Source organism: Empedobacter sp. UBA3475 (assembly GCF_002378465.1).
Classification (GTDB): Bacteria; Bacteroidota; Bacteroidia; order Flavobacteriales; family Weeksellaceae; genus Empedobacter; species Empedobacter falsenii_B.
In genome coordinates this window covers 29,670-44,501 of the sequence record NZ_DFRA01000051.1, presented here as the reverse complement: position 1 = coordinate 44,501, position 14,832 = coordinate 29,670, and the positions used below count along the sequence as shown (strand labels likewise).

At 31.6% G+C, this 14,832-nt stretch carries 12 protein-coding genes; all 12 read left to right on the top strand.

What is annotated here, in order from left to right; all coding sequences use genetic code 11:
* Positions 1-5 precede the first annotated feature (5 nt).
* The 12 genes from rpsD (at position 6) to B3I31_RS11360 (ending at position 14,800) form a co-directional block, all read left to right on the top strand.
* Positions 6-608: a 30S ribosomal protein S4 gene (gene rpsD, locus B3I31_RS11415; RefSeq protein WP_038335550.1), complete on the top strand. Its 603-nt coding sequence runs from the start codon at positions 6-8 to the stop codon at positions 606-608.
* Between the two features lie 22 nt (positions 609-630).
* On the top strand, positions 631-1,623 hold the full coding sequence (locus tag B3I31_RS11410; protein WP_291058705.1) for a DNA-directed RNA polymerase subunit alpha: 993 nt from the start codon (positions 631-633) through the stop codon (positions 1,621-1,623).
* Between the two features lie 12 nt (positions 1,624-1,635).
* The gene (gene rplQ / locus B3I31_RS11405) at positions 1,636-2,109 is read left to right on the top strand and encodes a 50S ribosomal protein L17 (protein WP_038335555.1); all 474 of its coding nucleotides are present in this window, start codon (positions 1,636-1,638) and stop codon (positions 2,107-2,109) included.
* A gap of 230 nt (positions 2,110-2,339) precedes the next feature.
* Entirely contained in the window at positions 2,340-3,410 is a 1,071-nt protein-coding gene (locus B3I31_RS11400; protein WP_286495357.1) for a DUF6263 family protein, read from the top strand.
* 1 nt (position 3,411) lies between these two features.
* Entirely contained in the window at positions 3,412-3,669 is a 258-nt protein-coding gene (locus tag B3I31_RS11395) for a hypothetical protein (RefSeq protein ID WP_286495358.1), read from the top strand.
* Positions 3,659-6,304: a YfhO family protein gene (locus B3I31_RS11390; protein WP_291058702.1), complete on the top strand. Its 2,646-nt coding sequence runs from the start codon at positions 3,659-3,661 to the stop codon at positions 6,302-6,304. The genes B3I31_RS11395 and B3I31_RS11390 overlap by 11 nt, the downstream gene beginning before the upstream one ends.
* Before the next feature lie 7 nt (positions 6,305-6,311).
* Entirely contained in the window at positions 6,312-7,613 is a 1,302-nt protein-coding gene (locus B3I31_RS11385; RefSeq protein ID WP_291058700.1) for a glycosyltransferase, read from the top strand.
* Positions 7,614-7,672: 59 nt separating this feature from the next.
* Positions 7,673-8,518 carry a GLPGLI family protein gene (locus B3I31_RS11380; protein ID WP_188319627.1) on the top strand — a complete coding sequence of 282 codons (846 nt, stop codon included), beginning with the start codon at positions 7,673-7,675 and terminating at the stop codon, positions 8,516-8,518.
* Between the two features lie 148 nt (positions 8,519-8,666).
* Positions 8,667-8,891 carry a hypothetical protein gene (locus B3I31_RS11375; RefSeq protein WP_125349688.1) on the top strand — a complete coding sequence of 75 codons (225 nt, stop codon included), beginning with the start codon at positions 8,667-8,669 and terminating at the stop codon, positions 8,889-8,891.
* Between the two features lie 55 nt (positions 8,892-8,946).
* Positions 8,947-9,768 (top strand): GLPGLI family protein, encoded by an 822-nt coding sequence (locus B3I31_RS11370; protein ID WP_185144170.1) that lies wholly within the window; start codon positions 8,947-8,949, stop codon positions 9,766-9,768.
* A complete protein-coding gene (locus B3I31_RS11365) occupies positions 9,765-12,392 on the top strand; it encodes a carboxypeptidase regulatory-like domain-containing protein (protein ID WP_291058695.1) in 2,628 nt (875 codons plus the stop codon). The genes B3I31_RS11370 and B3I31_RS11365 overlap by 4 nt, the downstream gene beginning before the upstream one ends.
* A 143-nt stretch (positions 12,393-12,535) precedes the next feature.
* Complete coding sequence (locus tag B3I31_RS11360; RefSeq protein ID WP_291049321.1) at positions 12,536-14,800, top strand: NADP-dependent malic enzyme; 2,265 nt, start codon at positions 12,536-12,538, stop codon at positions 14,798-14,800.
* Positions 14,801-14,832: the final 32 nt, after the last annotated feature.

Here is a 14,832-nt window from a genome sequence, read left to right as displayed (position 1 = left end):
AAATCATGGCAAGATATACAGGACCAAAAACTAAAATTGCAAGAAAATTTGGACAACCAATTTTCGGTGACGATAAATCTTTTGAGAAAAAGAAATATCCTCCAGGGCAACACGGACCTAACAAAAGAAGAGCTAAAAAATCAGAATACGCTATTCAGTTAACTGAAAAACAAAAAGCAAAATATACTTACGGTATTTTAGAGCGTCAATTTGCTAACTTATACAAAAAAGCAAATGCTTCTAAAGGAATTACAGGTGAAGTATTATTACAATTATGTGAATCTCGTTTAGATAACGTAGTTTACCGTTTAGGTATCGCAAACTCACGTAGTGCTGCACGTCAATTAGTATCTCACAAACACGTAACTGTAAACGGAGAAATCGTGAACATCCCTTCTTACCAATTAAAAGCTGGTGATGTAATCGCTGTTAGAGAAAAATCTAAATCTTTAGCTGCAATCACAAACTCTTTACACGCACGTAGCGAGTACGATTGGTTAATTTGGAACGACGAACAAAAATCAGGAACTTTCACAAAAGCTCCAGAAAGAGTTCAAATTCCAGAAGATATTAAAGAGCAATTAATCGTCGAGTTATATTCTAAATAAACCTTAAAATCAGACTAATAAAATGACTATTTTAAATTTCATCAAACCTGACAAAGTAATCTTAGTAGAGTCTGACTCTAAATTCGGACAATTTGAGTTCCGTCCATTAGAGCCAGGATACGGGATTACAGTTGGAAATGCTCTACGTAGAGTGTTACTTTCTTCATTAGAAGGATATGCGATCACTTCAATCAAAATTGAAGGAGTTGAGCACGAATTTTCAACTATTCCAGGAGTAGTGGAAGATGTTACAGAGATCATTTTAAATCTGAAAAAGGTTCGTTTTAAGAAACAAATTGATGAATCAGATGCTGAAACTGTAACTGCTACTATCTTAGGGCAAGATCAATTAACAGCAGGTGATTTAGGGAAATTTATTTCTGGATTCCAAGTTTTAAACCCTGAATTAGTTATCGCTAACTTAGACGCTAAAGTAAACGTAACAATTACATTTACAATCGAAAAAGGTAGAGGATACGTACCAGCTGATGAGAATAAAAAGGCTTCTGCGCCAATCGGTACTATAGCAATTGACTCAATTTACACTCCAATTAAGAATGTAAAATACGCAATTGAAAACTATCGTGTAGAACAAAAAACTGACTACGAAAAATTAGTTTTTGAAATTACAACAGATGGTTCTATAACACCTCAAGATGCTTTAACTGAAGCAGCTAAAATCTTAATTCACCACTTTATGTTATTCTCAGATGAGAGAATAACATTAGAAGCGGAAGAAGTTGCATCTGGTGAAACTTATGATGAAGAAGCATTACATATGCGCCAATTATTGAAAACAAAATTGGTAGATATGGATTTATCAGTAAGAGCATTAAATTGTTTAAAAGCAGCTGAAGTTGAAACATTAGGCGAATTAGTTTCTTTCGCTAAGTCTGACTTAATGAAATTCAGAAACTTTGGTAAGAAATCTCTTACAGAGTTAGAAGAATTGGTGGACAGCAAAGGTCTTAACTTTGGAATGGACATCGTAAAATATAAGTTAGACGTAGAATAATTTTATTAAAAAATGAGACACGGAAAAAAATTTAACCATTTAGGTAGAACTGCCTCTCATAGAAGAGCTTTATTATCTAATTTAGCTATAGCGTTGATTACTCACAAGAGAATTAACACAACAGTAGCAAAGGCTAAAGCATTACAAACATATGTTGAGCCTTTATTGACAAAGTCTAAAACAGACGATACTAACAACCGTCGCGTTGTATTTTCATACTTACAAGATAAAGAAGCTGTAACTGAATTATTCAGAACTGTAGCTCCTAAAATTGCAAATCGCCCAGGAGGATACACTCGTATCATCAAAACTGGATTCCGTTTAGGTGACGGTGCTGATACTGCAATGATCGAGTTAGTAGATTTCAATGATATCTACACTAACGCGAAAGTAGAGAAAAAAGCAACTACACGTCGTAGTAAAAAAAGTACTAAAACAGAAGAAGCTGCACCAGCTGCTGAAACTGAAAGTACAGAAGAAGCATAATCTATTCGATTATATAGTAAAAAGCCTCCCAAATTGGGAGGCTTTTTTTGTATTTATTAATTATGACAATTTGTAATACTTTATAATTTTCTAGATTGACAATAAATTCTTTTCAATCATCTAATTTTCTAGATATGATTGTTTTAAAATCTTAATGTTAAAAAATCAACTAAAATCCTTATTTTTGGATTGATTTTGGCAATAAACCAATTATCAAACATAAAATTGATATGAAAAAATTACTATTCATGATGGCTGTCGCAATGGCAGTTGTTTCATGTAAAAAAGATGATAAAGTCGTAGGAAAAGATAAAGATGGAAAAGAATTAATTGTGAACGAAAAAGGTGATACAGTTGCCAAAATAGAAACAACAGATTCTTTGAAAATCGCTGAAACGCCTGCTGAAACAGAAGTTGTTGCAATAACAAAAGGTGCAGATGACAAATATGCATACAAATACAATTTGGAGATAGGAAAGACTTATCCAATGACGTTGGGAATTAAAACAACTCACACGGCTTCGGACGGGAAACAATCTCAAAAAATGTCAAGTGAAAGTAAAAAACAAATTGATTATACGGTAAAAGATTTCAAAGATGGTGTGTATACATTAGAAGTGAAATCTAAACAATATAGCGAGAAAATGACAGATCCTTCGGGAAAATCAATTTCGTATGACACAAATGCTGCAAAACCAGCGAACAAAGATATTGCGGTTTCTTGGTCGATTTACAAAGCTATGACAGGAAAAACGTATACAATGAAAGTTGATCAGAAAGGAAAAGTTGTAAGCGTTGATGGATTAGAAGGAATCAAAACTTCAATTCTTAACTCTGTGAAGAAACAAGTTTCAGCAGAAGAGTTTAAATTCTTTACACAGATTATCGACAATTCATTAAACAAACAAGCAATTTCTTCTCAATTTGAAGAAACGATGAATATTTTCCCTAACAAAACTTTAGCGCTTAAAGAATCTTGGAGCGATAGTCAAAAAATTGATCAAGGTCCAATGAAAGGAAATATTTCGATGAAAAGAACTTTAGCAAGTGTTGAGCCTGCAAATACGACAATTACTGTAAATGGAACGCAAAGTTTGAAAGGTAATGAGTCGCAACAAGGTGTTACAATGTCTGCGAATAGTAGTGCGAATGTAGATGGAAAAATTTTGTTGGACACTAAATCTGGTTGGATCAACAAAGTTAATTTAACGAAAAAGGAAACATTAAAACGTACAGTAGAAGCGCAAGGTCAAAAACAAACGATGACTGAGTCGGTTACAACTGTCACAACAGTTAACTAAAATGAAAACAATTATTTGGATTATAATTTTAAGTATTATTTTCTTAACTATTTTTAGATTTTTAAGAAAAGTATTTGCAGTGAAAAAAGTTTTTCAAGAAGCAATTAATCAGCAAAGAAATGCTTATAATCAGAACCAAAACTCAAATGATTCGTACAACGAATCGAAACCAAACACATCTTTCGACAAACCGAAATATAATATAGACGCCGAAACGGTGGATTACGAAATAATCGAAGAAAAAAAGGATGAAAAATAAAAAGAATTTACTCTACGTTCTTATCTCATTGCTGCTTTTTGCAGTGATTGCATTGGTGTATTGTTCACCAGTTTTATCGGGAAAATCTGTTATTCAACCTGATATTATCAACTACAGGGGTAGTGCGCAAGAAATGTTGACGTATCAAGACAAAACAGGAGAAAATGTCTATTGGTCTGATGCGATGTTTGGTGGAATGCCAACCTATCAAACTGGAGCAAAATATGATTTTGATATTATCAAAACGATAGATGGTGTTTTCAGATTTTTACCACGTCCAGCAGATTATATTTTCTTGTTATTTACAGGATTTTTTATTCTTGGCTTAACGCTTTTCAAAAAATGGCAATATGCTTTAGTTGGTGCAATTTTCTTTGCTTTTAGTTCGTATTATTTTGAGCTGATTGCAGCAGGGCATAACGGAAAGCTCCATACAATTGGTTATTTCGCGCCTTTTGTTGCCGGAATTCTTTTATTGTATCGTAAAAAATACATTGCAGGTTTTGTACTTACAACCTTGTTTATGGGATTGCAATTACAAGCCAATCACATTCAAATGACGTTCTATTTGTTTTTAGCGATGTTGGTTTTTGCAATTGTTCAATTTATTGATAGTTTAAAGAAAAAAGAATTACCAGATTTCTTAAAATCATCTGCATTAGTAGTTGTCGCTTTAATTATTGCAGCAGGATTGAATGCAAATCGACTATTGTCAACTTACGAATACAGTAAAGAAACAACGCGTGGAAAGTCTGAAATGACGTTGTTGAAAAAGAATTCAAACGGATTAGATCACGATTATATCACACAATGGAGTTATGGAAAATTAGAAACATTAAATCTTTTTATTCCAAACTTGATGGGTGGTGGTTCGCAAACGAATCCAGAAGATTTAAAGAATTATACATCCGAATTACAAAATACACAATATAGTCTTGGTGAAGACGAGTTCAATCAGCAAGTTTTTCAAGCTGTGGCAAGTCAACCGAGAAGTGCATATTGGGGAGATCAGCCAGGAACTTCTGGTCCAGCTTATCAGGGAGCTGTAGTCGTTTTCTTGTTTATTATCGGAATGTTTATGGTACGTGGAAAATACGCGACCTATAAAAAATGGTTAGTTGGAGCAACGATTCTAAGTTTCATTTTGGCTTGGGGTAAAAATTTACCATTCGTTACCAACTTATTCATTGATTATTTCCCGATGTATGATAAGTTCCGCGCTGTATCATCAATCTTGGTAATTGCCGAATTTACAATGCCTTTCTTAGCAATTTTGACGCTATATTATTTCTTTAATTTAGATGAATCTGACGACTTCAAAAAGAAAGTACTTTATATAGCTGGTGGTTCTACAATCGGAATTTTGATTATTTTCTTCTTATTTGGTGGAATGATTTTTCCATTTACATCAGAGAATGAAAAGTTCATGACTGAGCAATTAATCGGACAAATTCAACAAGCTAATCCAAATGCAGTTGGACTATGGGATGGCTTAATGAAACGTTTAGATGAAGCATTAATTCAGGATAGAATTTCAATGTTTAAAGCAGATACGTTACGAACACTAATTTTTGTGTTGTGTACAATGGGATTATTGTTAGCTTATTTATTCAAGTTGATCAAAAAACCAATTGTTGTGATATTAACGATAGGTGCTTTGGCATTTATTGATGGATTTACAGTGAACAAAAGATATTTGAACGAAGATAATTTTGTGTCAAAATATATTGTTGACAACCCTTTCCCAACGGAAATGTCACCACGTTTACAAACCGAAGCAGAAAATAACAATAATGTTGCACAAATAGCTTACAAGGTTCCGTTGAATAACTTATTGTCGAATATAGCAAAACAAGATCAATCACATTTCCGTGTGTACAATACGGTTTTGAGTACGTTTAACGAAGCTGGAACTTCATATTTTGTTCCTTCAATTGGTGGTTATCATGCCGCTAAATTAGGGAAATACCAAGACGTTGTGGATATCTATTTTTCGCAAGATCCGCAATTAAAAAAATACGGAATCAAAGATGAAACAGGTTTGATTAATGTATTGAATATGATGAATACGAAATATATTATTCATGGAAGTCCTACAGAACCGCAGGTTCAACAAAATCCAACTGCTTTAGGTAGTGCTTGGTTAGCATCGAATATTAAATGGACAGAAAATGCCAATGACGAAATCCTAGCGATAAATTCTACACCAGTTGATCATACCGTTATTTTACGTAAAGATTTGGTTGAGAATAAAAACTTAAATGTTTCGGCAGATGCTAATTCTAAAATTGAATTGGTTGATTATTCACCGATGAAAATGACGTACAAATCTTCTTCTAACACAGATCAAATTGCTGTTTTCTCAGAAGTTTATTATCCGCACGGTTGGATTGTAACGGTTGATGGAAAGGAAGTTCCGATCGAAAAAGCGAATTACGTATTGCGTGCAGTTCCTGTACAAAAGGGAAATCATACAATCGTGATGGAATTTAAACCACAAGTTATTTCTACTGGAAATATGATTGTGATAGTTTCGAATATTTTACTTTTAATCGTTGTGGCTGGAGGTATTTATTTGGGATATAAAAAATGTTCTATAAAAGAGAATTTAAACTTAGCCGCAGAAAAGGCTTAATTTTAGAATGAAAAAAATATTAATCATCACCTATTACTGGCCTCCTGCGGGAGGTCCTGGTGTTCAAAGATGGTTGAAATTCACAAAATATCTTCCTGAATTTGGATATGAAACCTATGTTTATATTCCAGAAAATCCTTCTTATCCAATTCTTGATGAAACATTAGCCAAGGATATTAATCCAAAAGTTAAAATCGTCAAGAATAAAATTTGGGAACCTTATCAGCTAGCAGAAAAACTGAATCCAAAAAATAAAGCTTATAAAGGTGGACATTTCGAGAAAAAAGAAAATCAATCTTTTATGTCGAAGTTGTCGGTTTTTGTAAGAGGGAATTTCTTTATTCCAGATGCACGTAAGTTTTGGGTAAATCCTTCTGCTGAATATTTAAAAAACTTTTTACAAAAAGAAAATATCGATACGATTGTAACTTCTGGTCCGCCTCATAGTCTTCATTTAATTGGCTTGAAGCTGAAAAAACAATTCCCAAATCTCAAATGGTTAGCAGATTTTCGTGATCCTTGGACACAAATTAGTTACCACAAAGAATTGAAATTAACTTCTTGGGCCGCACAAAAACACGAAAATTTAGAACGTGAAGTGATGCAAAAAGCTGATGTTGTTTTGGCAACAAGCTATGCAGATGCTGAAAACTTCAAGAAAATTGGAGCAAAACATGTCGAAGTAATTACCAATGGTTTTGAAGAAGTAAAACAAACGATTACAAAAGATCAAAAACATTTTCAACTTACTTATTCAGGTGGATTAGAGATGCTTCGAAATCCTGTTGCATTGTGGAAAGCTTTAGCTGAATTAACTTCCGAAAATCAATCATTCAAAGAAGATTTAAAACTTAATTTTTATGGTTCTTTAGCTGATGACGTCAAACAAACAGTGATTGATGCAGGTTTAGAGAAAAACTTGGTTGCACATGGTTACGTTTCACATCAAGAGTCATTGAACGCTATTAATACAGCAAATGTTTTGATTTTGACCAACTTTGATAATGTTGCATCTAAAGGAATTATTCCTGGAAAGTTATTTGAATATATGGCGACTGGAAATCCTATTTTAGCAATTGGACCAGCTGAGGCTGATGTTCAAAAAATACTGCATAAAACGAAAGCTGGCGATTATTTTAGCCATCAAGATGTTACTGAAATAAAATCTTTCATCCTTTCTATTTATAACCAATGGTTAAGAAATCCTCTTCAAAAATTTGAAACAAACGAAGAGGAAGTTCAACAATTCAACCGTAAAAACTTGACTAAAAAGTTGGTTGACGTGATAAATAATTTAAAAATAAATTAATACTATATTTGTAGAATAAAAATATTTATAGTAATTTCATCATAATTAATAACCTTATAATGAAATTACTATACTATTTTATCATTTTTATTGGTTGCATTGTATATGCACAGCCACAAATAAAAACTGATATATCCTTTGCGCCTATTAAATATTCGCAAACGAATTACGAGTTGTCCAATTACAACATTATTTATGACTACAAAATTGTTCGTAATGTAAAAAAACCTGAAAAAACAAAAACTGGTTTAGCACTTTTACAAATTGGTAAACGTTACAATAAATTCGTCGATTACAATCAAATCGGTACGGATTCTATTCTTGAAAGTTTTAGTCATTTACCTACAATTAAGACGAATGAATTTAATCAAATAATGTCTCAAAGTTTTAAATCTGCTTTTAAATATCAACTTATTCTAAAGAAAGAAAATGATGAACTTACATTTGTTGATAGAATCTCTCCGAATGATTTTCTTTACAAAGAAACGTTACCAAAATTAGATTGGAAACTACTGAATGACACCAAACAAATCTTGAATTATACTGCAAAAAAAGCGACTGTAAACTACGGTGGTAGAAAATGGACGGCTTGGTACACTGACGAAATCCCAATGAATGCTGGTCCGTATAAATTTTATGGTTTGCCTGGTCTTATTTTAGAGATTTATGATGATAAAGAACATTATCATTTTACAGCAAACGCTATCAACCAAAATCCTAAACAAATCTATTTAGCACAAGGTGAAAAAACACCTATAAAAGTTAAGAAAACAGAATTCTATAAAGCCGAAAAAGATTACCACGAAAATCCAGGTGAAAGACTAAAAGGAGTTGCACTTGACGAAAATAAAAAACCTATAACCAATTTGGGTGGTATGCCTTATAACCCTATTGAATTAGAATAAACCAAATATTAAATTATTTGTTTTTATATACTTAAGTTGCAAAAAGATTTGTGTATTATTATTATTATTATTGATGTAATTAACGTTAATGAGGCAATTGTAGGTTGCAAACTATGATTGATTATTAAAAAACTAAATTACTTAAAAAATGAAGAAAATGTTATTAGCAAGTGCTTTTGCACTTATCGGAACTTTTGCAATGGCAAATGAAACAGAAACTGAAGATAAACAAGATGTAACTTCAGTAGAATGCTGGGATGTATCTGTTGAAAGATGTGGAGTTGGATTTGTATATGAAGATTGTGGTCCTTTAGGAGATGTTATAGATTTTGCTGTAGAACTTTATGAAGAAATGGAAGTTTATTGTAATTAAATAATAAGAGGTATAGCATTAAACTTAGTTAATGCTATACTTTATAAATAGAGTTATGAAAAAAATATTCATATTATTTATTTTATCCTCTTTTTTTATTCAAGCACAAACATATAAAGTTGTATATGACGTGAAATTTGTAACTGATTCTGTAAAAAAAGAAGTAAAATATGAAGAAATGGATTTGTATATTGCAAAAGATAGTACAATTTATATAAGTCCAAAAAAGGTAAACTACGATAATTATCTTCAAGGATTAAATGCTAAAAATACTCAAGAATTTATAACAAATAACACACTAAATATAGCTGCTATAAAAGAAAAATACCCATCCCCAATCATTAATCATACTATAATAAGAAATAATGGAACAAATAAAATATTAAGTAAAGTAAATAGAAATATTTACCTATTAAATCAGCCTATTGAGGAAATAAATTGGAAAATAGAAAATGAGCAAAAAACTCAGCTGGATTTAATTATAAAAAAAGCAACAACAACATATTTAGGGCGAAAATGGACAGCTTGGTACACAGAAGAAATACCAAACAGTGTTGGTCCATACAAATTTGGAGGATTACCAGGGCTTATTTTAGAAATCTATGATGACAATAATTATTTCCATTTTTCTGCAATTGAGATTAATCAAAATAATACAAAACCTGATTTAACAAAAGATTTTACAAAATCAAAAAAAGTGAATTTAGAGGATTACAAAAAAATATATGAAAATAGGGGAGTTGAAATTATACAAAACTTAAAAAGTCTTAATATAACAAGCTCTAATATTTCACCAGCTGAAATGGAAAAAAAGATAGATAATAAATTAAAAAGCGAAAATGTTTTTTTAGAAAAAAGTAATCATATTAATTTTTGAAAGCCCAATTAACACTATTATTTGCTTTATTTTTTCACTTTATTTTTGCACAACTTACCATTTCTGGTGTTGTAAAAAATGAGGAAGGAAAACCTATATCTGGTGCTAACGTTACCATTTCTCCAAGTACTTCGGACGAAACGTTGGCATACTTTATTACAAAATCGGACGGTAAATATTCTATCAAAATAGATAGTCCATCGCATGAAACCTATGAAATAAAAGTTCGTGCGATGAATTATGCTTTTACTTCAGATTTGGTAAATGAATCGTCTACAAACTTTGATTTCATTTTACAAGAAAAAGCTATCGAGTTAAAAGAAGTTAAATTAAAAGAATCTCCAATTCGCAAAAAAGGCGACACAATTGCCTATGATGTCAGTAATTTTAAAGATATAAAAGACCGTTCTATAGCAGATGTGATCAAAAAAATGCCTGGAATAGAAATCGAAAATTCTGGTAGAATCTTGTATCAAGGCGAACCAATTAATAAATATTACATCGAAGGAATGGATTTGTTGGGCGGAAAATATGCATTAGCAAACGAAAATCTTTCTGCAGACGCTGTGGATAAAGTACAAATTTTAGAGAATCATCAGCCTATCAAGATTTTAGACAGTTTGGTTTATAGCTCTAAAGCCGCATTAAATATCAAATTAAAAAGCAAAATTACCTATTCTGGTAAAGCAGAAGTTGGTCTTGGCGCTTCACCATTGTTGTATCAGGCGAATATTACACCAATGTTGTTCACAAAAAAGCAACAAATGATAGGTTCTTATCAAGGAAATAATCGTGGAAATGATGTTTCTCGTCAATTAAAAACCTTAAGTCTTGAAGATTTTTTAAATGACTCTGAAAAATTTTCGAACGAAAGTTGGTTATCAATTGCAGGTGTACAAACTCCCAATTTTGATGGCGAACGTTGGTTAGATAATGCAATAAATATTGGTTCTTGGAATCATCTTTTTAAATTAAAAAAAGAGCTAGATTTACGAATTAACTTGTCTTATCACAACGATTTTCAAAAGCGATTCGGAGAAACAAACACACAATATTTTTTACCAACAGGTGATATATTTCTCAACGAAATCAAAAAAAATTATTTGCAAATAGAAAGTCTTAATCTAAAAGCAACATTATCTCAAAATAGTTCTAAAAATTATCTTGAAAATGTCTTGGAATTTAAAGGAGACTGGAACAGTTCGAGAGGAGATCTCAATCAAAATAATAATTTTATTACACAACGATTAACACAACCAAATCGGCAGTTTACCAATCAGTTTAATACAATCAAGAAAGTTGGTAAACAATTGATCACATTTAAATCCAATATTGCATACAGAAATTATAACGAGAATTTAAGTGTTTTTCCTGGAGTTTTTACTGATTTTATAAACAACGGAAATGATTATCAAAATGTGTTTCAACAAATTAATTTTGAGAAATTTTCGACAAATAATTTCGCTGAATTTTCAAAAGGAATAAAAGCGTTTGTCTTACAGTCTAAAATTGGAATTAAGTACATCAATCATACGATGAAAAGTAATTTGTTGGCAGATGAGCAAACGATAAATTCTTCTTTTGAGAACAATACACGCTGGTCAACTTTAAATCCGTATGTAGAAAATAACTTTTCGTACAGAAAGAATCGACTTAATTTTTCTTTTGGAATTCCTTTTCAGTGGTATAATTTAGAGAATAATTCTTTTGGAAATAAAACTTCATACAATTGTTTTTACATCGAACCAAAATTTAATATAGGTTTAGAATTTTCAAAATTCTGGAAAGTATCAACCTCGCATAATTTCTCTAATGATTTAGGCAGTTTAACACGTTTGCACGAAGGATTTATATTGTATCGTTACAATTCTATTCAGCAAAATGATGGAGATTTTAATGAAGTGAAAAAATGGAATTCTTCTTTACGTTTCGAGTATAAAAATCCGATAAAATCTAGGTTTATCAATTTTGGATATTCGTACAATTGGACAGAAAATAACTTAATCTACAATTATAACTATAGTGCGGATGCAAGTACTGTTTTAGAAGCTTTGTACTTAAAAAATCATCAAAAAACACATTCTGTTAATGCTAAAATAAGTCAATATTTTTCTAAAATTAAGACAACATTTAATTTAGCTGGAGGTTATAATTTTACAACCTACGATCAATTATTAAATGATGATTTAATCGAAATTCACAATACCATTTTAACTTCTAATTTTGATGCATCTTTCAGATTATTAAGTTGGATGACTTTTGAATATAAATACGGTTTAACAAATTATAAAAATAAGTTTTCAAAGGAATCTGAATCACGTTCAATCACCAATCAAATCCACCAAATAGGATTACATTTTTTTCCTGCAGATCAGCATTATATAAAACTTAATTTTGATTTGTATGTTAATGATGATTCAAGATTAAATCCAAATTCTACTTTCGGAGATTTAATGTATCGTTATTCATTAAAAAAGAAGAAAATAGATTTTGAATTGTCTGCTTATAATCTTTTTAATGAAAAATATTTTTCTCAAAACAGTTTTTCTTCCAATTTCGAACAACGATTTATCTATAAGTTGAGACCAACACAAATTATGTTAACAACGAGATTCAATTTTTAATTTATCAACCTCATAATTATTAACTTCAAAATTATATAACTCGATAATTTATTTTAATAAAATATTAAAATCTAACATCTGTCATAAGTGGGTTGAATATATTTTACCTAAATTTATTTTGAAAAAATATAAACCACAGAGAAATGAATGACAATCGTAAGAAAGATGCATTGAATTACCATTCGATGGGTCAACCAGGAAAGATTGCAGTAGTGCCTACAAAACCTACGAATACACAACGTGATTTATCGCTTGCTTATTCGCCAGGTGTTGCGGAACCTTGTTTAGAGATTGAAAAAGATCCAGAAAATGCTTATAAGTACACAGCAAAAGGAAATTTGGTTGCTGTAATTAGTAACGGTACAGCCGTTTTAGGTTTGGGAGATATTGGTGCGGTAGCTTCAAAACCGGTGATGGAAGGTAAAGGTCTTCTATTCAAAATTTTTGCTGATATTGATGTTTTCGATATCGAATTGGATACAAAAAATGTTGATGAATTTATCAATACGGTAAAAGCTTTAGAGCCGACTTTTGGAGGAATCAATTTAGAGGATATTAAAGCGCCTGAGTGTTTCGAAATTGAGAAACGTTTGAAGGCTGAAATGAATATCCCAGTTATGCACGACGATCAACACGGAACAGCTATTATTTCTGGTGCAGCGTTGATTAATGCATGTGAATTACAAGGAAAAAATATTTCTAAAGTTAAAATTGTAGTAAACGGAGCTGGTGCTGCGGCAATTTCGTGTACAGGAATGTATATTTCTGTTGGTGCAACGAAAGAAAATATCGTGATGTTAGACAGTAAAGGCGTAATCCGTTCTGACCGTGATAATCTTGATCCTTCTAAGTCTGAATGGGCAACAGATCGTGATATTTCGACATTGGCAGATGCTGTTAAAGATGCAGATGTTTTTATCGGTTTATCGGCTGCAGATGTTTTATCAGCAGATATGTTGAATACAATGGCAGAAAACCCAATTGTGTTAGCAATGGCAAATCCAAATCCAGAGATTGCATACGATTTAGCAGTTGCGACGCGTCAAGATATTATTATGGGAACTGGGCGTTCTGATTATCCAAACCAGGTGAATAATGTACTGGGGTTTCCGTATATTTTTAGAGGAGCGTTAGATGTTCGTTCGACGACAATTAATGAGGAAATGAAAATTGCTGCTGTTCGAGCAATTGCAGAATTAGCAAAAGAACCAGTTCCTGAAGTTGTGACGCAAGCATACAATAATCATTCGATCAAATTTGGAAAAGATTATATAATTCCAAAACCTAATGATCCCCGTTTGTTACCAGAAGTTTCGGCTGCGGTTGCAAAAGCGGCGATCGAAACTGGTGTTGCTAAAAATATCATTACAGATTTCGAAGCATATAAATTGTCTTTGATTAAGCGAATCGGAAAAGAAAGTACGATTATGCGTAATTTGACACAAACGGCAAAATCAAATCCAAAACGTGTTGTTTTTGCTGAAGGAGATCGTTTCGAAATTCTTCGTGCAGCGCAAATTGTAAAGGAAGAAAAAATCGCTATTCCAATTATTTTAGGAAAGAAAAATAAAATTCAACAAATGATTAAAGATTATATGTTGGATTTGGAAGATGTTGAAATTGTTGATACAAATGCTGAAGAAGATTCGGATAGATACAATCAATTCGTTGATTTTATTTATTCGAAACGTCAACGAAAAGGAATCTCAAAATCTGATGCGAAAAAATTATTGAGAGATCGTAATTATTTTGGATCATGTATGGTTGAGTTTGGTTATGCAGATGCAATGATTTCGGGAATGACGAAAAATTATTCGCAAGCGATTCGTCCAGCTTTAGAATTAATTGGAGCGGAACAAGGTCAAAAAGTTGCGAGTATGTATATGATGTTGACAGAAAAAGGACCAGTTTTCTTAGGTGATACAACGGTTAATTTAGATCCAACTTCAGAGGATTTAGTTAACATTACATTGCAATTTAACGAAACAATTAAGAAATTTAAAATTGAACCAAAGATTGCATTATTATCTTATTCAAACTTCGGATCAAATAAAGGAGAAACGGTTTCTAAAGTTCAGAATGCAGTGAATTATCTACATCAAAATCATCCAGATGTTTTAGTTGATGGCGATATTCAGGCAAATTTTGCAGTAAACAGAGAGAAATTACAAAGTAATTTTCCATTTTCTAAATTAGCAGGAACGCATGCGAATACATTAGTTTTTCCAAATCTTGAATCAGCGAATATTTCGTATAAATTATTACAAGAATTAGGAAATATAGAAGCGGTTGGACCAATTTTGATCGGAATGAAAAAACCAATTCATTTGTTACAATTGGATAGTACTGTTCGCGAAATTGTGAATATGGTTACCATTGCTGTAATTGATGCACAACAACATCAGTAAAATATAAAATTTATAATACAAAAAATCCACTT